Here is a 6,827-nt window from a genome sequence, read left to right as displayed (position 1 = left end):
GGGGGGGGGGGGGGGCGGGGGGGGGGGGGGAGCCGTAGATGTCCTTGACCGAGATGTCGAAGTCGAAGGGTGCCTGGTTGCCCATGATGTCGTGGGCGCGGATGTCGAACGTTTCGACGAAGCCGTCGATGAACCCGCAGATGGCGCGGTGGCTCACGGCCACGCCCTTGGGCGTCCCCGTCGATCCGGAGGTAAAGAGCACGTAGGCGGGAGCGGTGTCGACAAGGGCCCGCGCCTGGGCGGCGAGCGCTTCGACGTCGCGGGAGTGGACGAGGAGCTCCTCGACGGTGAAGATGCGCGCAGCGGGGAAGCAGGCGCGCGCCGCTTCGCTCGTCTCCTTGCTCGCGACGACGAGCGGGGTCGCGCCGTCTGAGGATAGCGTGTCGAAGATGCTTGCCGCGCGCTCCACGGGTGTCCCGGGGTCGACGGGCACGTAGAAGCCGCCTGCCATGAGCGTGCCCAAGAAGACGGCGAGCATGCGGGCGCTCTTCTCCATGAAGATCACGACGGGCTGCGGGCGCGTGAGCGCGGCGGGTGCGGCGGCCGGAGTGGGCGCGACTGCCGTGTCGCTTGCTCCCACGAGGGCGACTCGCATCTCCAGGAGCGCGCTGCCCACCCGCTCGCTCATGGCCTCGAGCTCGCGGTAGGTATAGGAGCCAGTCTCGTCCACCACCGCTACGGATTCCGGTCGGGTACGTGCCGCCCGCTCGAGGTAGGTGAGGGGCGTCGAGACGCGGTATCGTTCGTGTGGTGCGCTCGCTGTCTCGTAAGCGCGCCGGAGCGCTGTACGGTCGTCCATGGGCTTCCTCCCAAGTCGTTTCTTCTGATTCGACTTAAGAAGTATGCGAAGCGAACCTTCAGCGACCCTGAGCGCTTCCTAAAGGTTTCTTTAGGCTCGCGAGAGCCTGCGGAGCGTCAGCCAATGGCAACCAGCCAATGGGGACGGGGGTTAATGGCGGGGGCAGCGTCTTAACCCGCCGTGCTCACGGCGCGACGGGCAGGTCGATGACGAACTCCGTGGCGAAGCCCTCGCGCGGTCTCTTCGCCACATAGATCGTGCCGCTCATGAGGCTAATGCACTTCTGCGTGATGGCGAGCCCGAGCCCGGTGCCCGCGTTCGAGGTGCGGGCTGTGTTGCGGGTCACGAACGGGTCGAAGAGCGTGTCGGCAATCTCGGGCGCGATACCGCTTCCGGTATCGGCGACCGAGATGCGCACGAGCTCGTCGCGCGGGCTTGCGGCGGGCACGCGCTCGCAGAAGATGACAACCTGCGTTCCCGCGGGGTTGTGCTGGCATGCGTTGCCCACCAGGTTGAGCAAGGCGCGGCGGAACAGCTGCTCGTCCACGAGTATGGGAGGAAGTTCCTCGGCCGCGGCGTTCGGCAGCTTCACCTCGACGCTGCAGCCGGACTGTTCGGCAACAGACGTCGCCTCATGTGCGATATCACGTAGCAGTTCGCCCGCGTGCCGCCGCTCGAGGTGCGGGATGTAATCGGGGTGGTCCATCTTCGCGTAAGCTGCGAGCGTGTCGATGAGCTCGCTTGCGGCGAGCGATTTCTCGGCGATGATGCGGTAGTAGCGCTGTTCATCCTCTTCGGGGACGCGCCCGTCGCAAAACGCCATGGCATAGCCGTAGAGCACGGCGAGCGGCGTCTTGAGGTCGTGCGAGAGGTCGGCGACGATGCGCTTCTGGCCGTCGCGGGCGTCGCGCAGCATGTCCATGAGGCCGATGAAATTGCGGTAGACGGGCGCGAGCTCGATGGGGATGGTCTTTTCGGCCTCCTTCGCCCGCGCGATGCCGTCACCGCCCCCGTCTGCTCGGTAGGCGTCGATCGCCCGGTCGAGGGGGAGCGTCACGCGCTTCATCTGGTGCACGAGGTACCACGCTGCGCCGCCGGTGAGGACGATTGCTACGGGTATGGCATAGAGCCAGAGGCGGTTGGCCTCCGCGACCGCACGCGCGAACGACGCGTCGGTGACGAGCGGCGAGACGAGCACGAGCGTGCGTCCCGCTCCCGAGACGGTGGTGTAGTCGTAGCGCTCGACCGCCATGCGGGCGTTGTAGGCGCCCTTGATGAAGTCGAATTCGCGCTGCGTGAGCTGGCCGCGGTCGGCGAAGAGGTCGCCTTCGACCACCGTAAGGTCTTCGTCGAGGACGCACCAGGCGTCGGCATCCATCATGCCGGATTCACCGTCGTGTCCGCAGAGCGTGATGCGGTAGCGCGTGGAGCCGTCGTTATCTTCAAGCAGGACTTCGTAGAACTGATTGTCCTCGTAGTCGTTGATCATCTCGAGGTCGCTCGAAAGGATGCGCTCGGCGACCTTCTCGCTCGAGGCGTAGAGCCTGGCGCCGCGCGCGTCGAAGATCGCGATGCCGCACGAGGCGAGCTCGGGGGTGTCGAGCTCGTTGAAGCGGTCGTGCTCGAGGGCGGTCTCGTAGGTCAGGACGGTTTCCATGGTGGGGAAGGCGTTTGCGAGGCGCGTGTCGCTTATGACCGTGACGCCTGCGACGAGGGCGAGGAGCAGCACGGCGTATATGACGATGCAGGCCAGGCAGCGCCGCGCGAGGCTGCTCGAGGCGCGAGCGAAGTGTTCAGATGCCCAGGTACGGGCACGAAGAAAGAAGTTATCCATTGAATCGGTATCCAATGCCACGGACGGTTTCGATATAGCGGGGGTGGAGCGGGTCGTCTTCGAGTTTGGCGCGGATGTTCGAGATGTGCACCATCACGCTCGACTCCCCGCCAAAGGGTTCTCCGCTGATCTGGGCATAGAGCTGCGCCTTGTCGAACACCCGGCCGGGTGCCGCCATGAGGGCGGCCATGATCTTGAGCTCGGCCGCGGTGAGCGGGACGGTTTCGCCGCGCTTGGTGAGCAGGAAGCGGGCTTTGTCGAAGATGAGGTCGCCCGCGATGAGGGCGTCTGCGGGCTCTTGCTGCATTGGGACGGTGCGCTGCGCGGATGGGAGCTCGACGATGCTTGCGGAGGAGTTGTCGCTTTCTGGGGCGTTTGTGCCATTAGCGCGCCTGAGCATGGCGCGGATGAGCGCGGTGACTTCGAGCGGGTCGAAGGGTTTTGGGATGAACCCGTCTGCCCCGGCGTCGAGCCCCACGATCTTATCGGCCGGCTGTGAGCGCGCCGAGATGATGATGACGGGAATGCCGCTCTCGCGGCGGAGCGCCTTGATGAAATCATAGCCGTTCATGCGCGGCATCATGATGTCGACGAGGGCGATGTCGACATGCTGCTCGCGCGCGAGTTCGAGCGCCTGCTCGCCGTCGTTGGAAGCGAGCACATCGTAGCCGCTGCCCGAGATGTAGAGCCGCAGCAGCTCCACGATGTCCTTATCATCCTCTGCGATGAGCACGGTTGCCATGGATACCCCCTTCACGTGCCGCGATTGTAGCAAGGTGGGGGAGCGCGGGAGCACTCTGCCATGGGTACTCCACACCGATAAGAAAGAATTAAGAGATGCAGCGCCGCTGTCGCGCCCGTCCCCGATGGCGAATCCTCAATGTCGAGCCTGTTCCGTCTTGACGGTTTTGAGGGGTATACTCAATAGTCCGTGAGAATCGAGGCGAATTTCAAGACATGACGAATGACAAACGGGCTGCCAAAAGCGGCGGCGACTACATGATTTCAGACGTGAAAACCCCCGATGAGCATCAGACGTTCGCGCCGCCCGCGCACACGACGGGCATGGTGTTCGAAGGCGGCGGCTTCCGCGGCCTCTACACTGAGGGTGTGTTCGATACATGGCTTGAAGAGGGAATCTTCGCCACGCATGTGGTGGGCGTCTCTGCGGGTACGACGTTCGGCTGCAATTACAAGTCCTGCCAAGTGGGGCGCGCGCTCCGCTATAACGTGCGATTCTGCCAAGACCCGCGGTACATGGGGCTCAAAAGCCTTCTCACTACAGGGAATTACTTCAATCGCGACTTCTCGTTCGGGCGTCTGCCCTGGGAGCTCGACATCTTCGACAAGCCGACCTATGCCGCGAACCCTATGCGTTTCACGGGCGTCGCGACGGACATCGAGACGGGCGAGGCGGTGTATCACGACATGAACGCCGGCGATGCAACCGACGTGGAGTGGATGCGTGCATCCTCGGCGATCCCCGGGCTTGCGCGTCCTGTCGAGCTCGAGGGGCGAAAGCTCCTGGACGGCGGCACGGCGGACTCGATTCCCTTCCGCTGGATGCTCAACCAGGGATATGAGCGCTGCGTGGTGCTGTGCACGCAACCGGAGGGGTATCGAAAGGAGCCGAACAGCCTCATGCCGGTGCTCCGCGTGATGCTGCGGCGCTACCCTGCGCTCGTGGAGCTTTTGGCGAACCGTCACGAGCGTTACAATGCGCAGCTCGACGAGCTTGCAGAGCTCGAGCGCGCGGGCAAGGTATTCGTGATCAGGCCGAGCGAGTCGGTGAAAGTGCCTATCTCGATCAAGGATCCTGCGGAGCTCGAGCGCGTCTATGAGGTCGGCCGGCGCGACGGCGCGGCGACGCTTGCGGCGCTCAAGGAGTACCTGGCCTAAATCGAGGTGATGATCTGGCATCGGGCATCACCGCGGTCTCGCGTTGCACCCACCTTTGAAACGAGCCTCTTGATGCACCATCGCGACTCCCATTCTGTCCGCACGGCGCGATAGGCTACCATACATAGCGGGATAGCGGATGCCGGTGCGACGCGCCGGGGAGGAGCGAGCTCATGAACGAGATCAAGTGTCCGAAGTGCGGAACCGTATTCCAGGTTGACGAAAGCGGCTACGCCGATATCGTGCGCCAGGTGCGCGACAAGGAGTTCACACGCCAGCTCGAGGAGCGCCAGGCCTCGATGGAGCGCGAGCGGGCACAGGCGATCGAGCTTGCCGAACGGCAGGTGAGAAGCACCCTCGAACAGGAGGTTTCGGATCGCGATGCTCAACTTGCCAAGCTGCGCGCCCAGCTCGACGGTGCCACATCTGAGCGCGAGCTCGCGTGCAAGCAGGCAGCCATCGAGGCGCGCCAGGAGCTCAACGAAGACATCTCGAAGCGCGATTCTCAGATCGCCGAGCTCAAGGCGCAGCTTGAGGCGGCTCGCGCGGAGCAGGCGCTCGCAAGCGACAAGGCGGCAGCCGAAGCCCGCGAAGATGCCCAGAGGCAACTCGCCGAATTGCAGCGCACCTGCGATGGCCTGCAGCGCCAACTCGAGGATGCCAAAGGCGCGGCGAAGCTCGAGGCGGTGCAGGCGCGCGCCGAGCTGCAAGAGGGGATTTCGGCAAAAGATGCTCAGATTGCAGAGCTGAAGCAGCGCCTTGCGACGGGCGAGGCGGAACGCGAGCTCGCTGTGACCCGTGCCGTGGCCGCGGCGGAGCGCGAACGCGACGAGGCCCGCACGGCACTTGCGAGCGAGCAGGCGCTGCGCGAGAGCGAGCGCAAGCAGATGGAGGCGGCGCATGCCCTCGAGCTCGAGCAGGAGCATAAGGCGCATGGCGAGATTGTTCGCCAGCGGGACGAGGAGATTGAGCGCCTGCGCGACATGAAGGTGCGCCTTTCCACCAAGATGGTGGGCGAATCGCTCGAGCAGCACTGTGAAACGGAGTTCAACAAGGTGCGCATGGGCATGTTCCCGAACGCGTTCTTCGAGAAGGACAACAAGGCCGTGGCCGGCGAGGACGACAGCCACCCCACGAAGGGCGACTTCATCTTCCGCGATTTCGCCGAAGACGGTACCGAGTTCATCTCCATCATGTTCGAGATGAAAAACGAGAACGACGAGACGGCGAAGGCGAAGAGACACAAGAACGAGGAGTTCTTCGCCAAGCTCGACGCCGATCGCACCAAGAAAGGCTGTGAGTACGCTGTGCTCGTGTCGCTCCTCGAGCCCGATAGCGAGCTCTACAACGAGGGCATCGTCGACGTGAGTTACCGCTACCCCAAGATGTACGTCATTCGCCCGCAGTTCTTCATCCCGCTCATCACGCTGCTGCGCAACGCGTCACAAAAAGCGGTGGACTACAAGCGGGAGCTCGCCAACCTGCGCCAGCAGAACATCGATGTCACGAATTTCGAGAAGAAACTTGAGGAGTTCCAGAACGGGTTCTCCACGAATTTCGAGCGCGCGAACCGTAAGTTCAACGAAGCGATCGACGGTATCGACAAGACGATCGGCCAGCTGCAGAAGATCAAGGAGGCGCTCATTTCGAGCGACCGCAACCTGCGGTTGGCGAACGACAAGGCGCAGGGTCTCACCATCCGCAAGCTCACGCTCAAGAACCCCACGATGAAGGCCGCGTTCGAGGCCGCGCGCGAGGAGAGCGAGGAATCCACCGAAGAATAGCGCGGTTTACCCCGTTTGATACCATCCGTTCGAACTGGCTGTCATCGTGTCGACGGCGAGGGAAGTATGAATCGAATTCGCCAGGTGCTGCTGGGTGGGGAGCTCGATCCGGAGGTGCTCGAGCAAGCGGAGCGCTCCACGTTCGTTCGCATCGATGAGCCGCTGCGGCAGTACTCTTCGTTCTTCATGCGGCTCGTTGTGGCGGCGATCATCGCCACGGCGGGCGTTGCAGCAGATTCTGCGACGACGATTATCGGCGCGATGCTCGTGGCGCCGCTCATGTCGCCCATGCTGGGAACGGCGCTCGCGGTCGCGATCGGGCGTCCCGCGAAAGCGCTCAGAGCGTTTGCGCTCACGGCGCTCGGCATGGGTATCGCCGTCGTCGTGGCAGTAGGGGTCACGGCGATCATTCCCGTAGATGTTGATATGAGCACGAATACGCAGGTGCTCGCGCGCACCTCGCCGCGCCTCGTCGACCTTATCATCGCGCTCGCGTCCGGGTTCGTGGCGG

At 63.8% G+C, this 6,827-nt stretch carries 6 protein-coding genes; 3 read left to right on the top strand and 3 right to left on the bottom strand.

All coding sequences use genetic code 11. The annotated features are described in order from the left end of the window. The 3 genes from QZ079_RS07200 to QZ079_RS07190 all read right to left on the bottom strand — a co-directional run. A partial coding sequence (locus QZ079_RS07200; protein WP_297037014.1) for an AMP-binding protein occupies positions 1 to 799 on the bottom strand: 799 nt, incomplete at its 3' end. 184 nt (positions 800 to 983) lie between these two features. Next, positions 984 to 2,633, bottom strand: coding sequence for a sensor histidine kinase KdpD (locus tag QZ079_RS07195; protein ID WP_297037011.1), 1,650 nt, complete (start codon positions 2,631 to 2,633; stop codon positions 984 to 986). After that, positions 2,626 to 3,375 carry a response regulator transcription factor gene (locus QZ079_RS07190; protein ID WP_297037008.1) on the bottom strand — a complete coding sequence of 250 codons (750 nt, stop codon included), beginning with the start codon at positions 3,373 to 3,375 and terminating at the stop codon, positions 2,626 to 2,628. Before QZ079_RS07190 ends, QZ079_RS07195 begins: the two co-directional genes overlap by 8 nt. 215 nt (positions 3,376 to 3,590) lie before the next feature. Between QZ079_RS07190 and QZ079_RS07185 the strand changes: the two genes are divergently transcribed. From QZ079_RS07185 to QZ079_RS07175, 3 genes are all read left to right on the top strand, one after another. Continuing rightward, positions 3,591 to 4,532: a patatin family protein gene (locus QZ079_RS07185; RefSeq protein WP_297037005.1), complete on the top strand. Its 942-nt coding sequence runs from the start codon at positions 3,591 to 3,593 to the stop codon at positions 4,530 to 4,532. 173 nt (positions 4,533 to 4,705) lie between these two features. Next, positions 4,706 to 6,316, top strand: coding sequence for a DUF2130 domain-containing protein (locus tag QZ079_RS07180; protein ID WP_297037003.1), 1,611 nt, complete (start codon positions 4,706 to 4,708; stop codon positions 6,314 to 6,316). A 66-nt stretch (positions 6,317 to 6,382) separates the two neighbouring features. Next, positions 6,383 to 6,827 (top strand): DUF389 domain-containing protein (locus QZ079_RS07175; RefSeq protein WP_297037000.1); only part of this gene is annotated, 445 nt, incomplete at its 3' end.

This window comes from uncultured Enorma sp., from assembly GCA_905210055.1.
In the GTDB taxonomy this organism is placed as follows: Bacteria; Actinomycetota; Coriobacteriia; order Coriobacteriales; family Coriobacteriaceae; genus Enorma.
Note: the sequence above shows the minus strand (reverse complement) of the source record. Positions and strands in the feature narration are given on the sequence as shown.

What these genes read in the sequence shown, in the direction of transcription:
- QZ079_RS07180 (WP_297037003.1), top strand. Translation starts at nt 4,706, where the DNA reads ATGAACGAGATCAAGTGTCCGAAGTGCGGAACCGTATTCCAGGTTGAC.
- QZ079_RS07185 (WP_297037005.1), top strand. Translation starts at nt 3,591, where the DNA reads ATGACGAATGACAAACGGGCTGCCAAAAGCGGCGGCGACTACATGATT.
- QZ079_RS07195 (WP_297037011.1), bottom strand. Translation starts at nt 2,633, where the DNA reads ATGGATAACTTCTTTCTTCGTGCCCGTACCTGGGCATCTGAACACTTC.
- QZ079_RS07190 (WP_297037008.1), bottom strand. Translation starts at nt 3,375, where the DNA reads ATGGCAACCGTGCTCATCGCAGAGGATGATAAGGACATCGTGGAGCTG.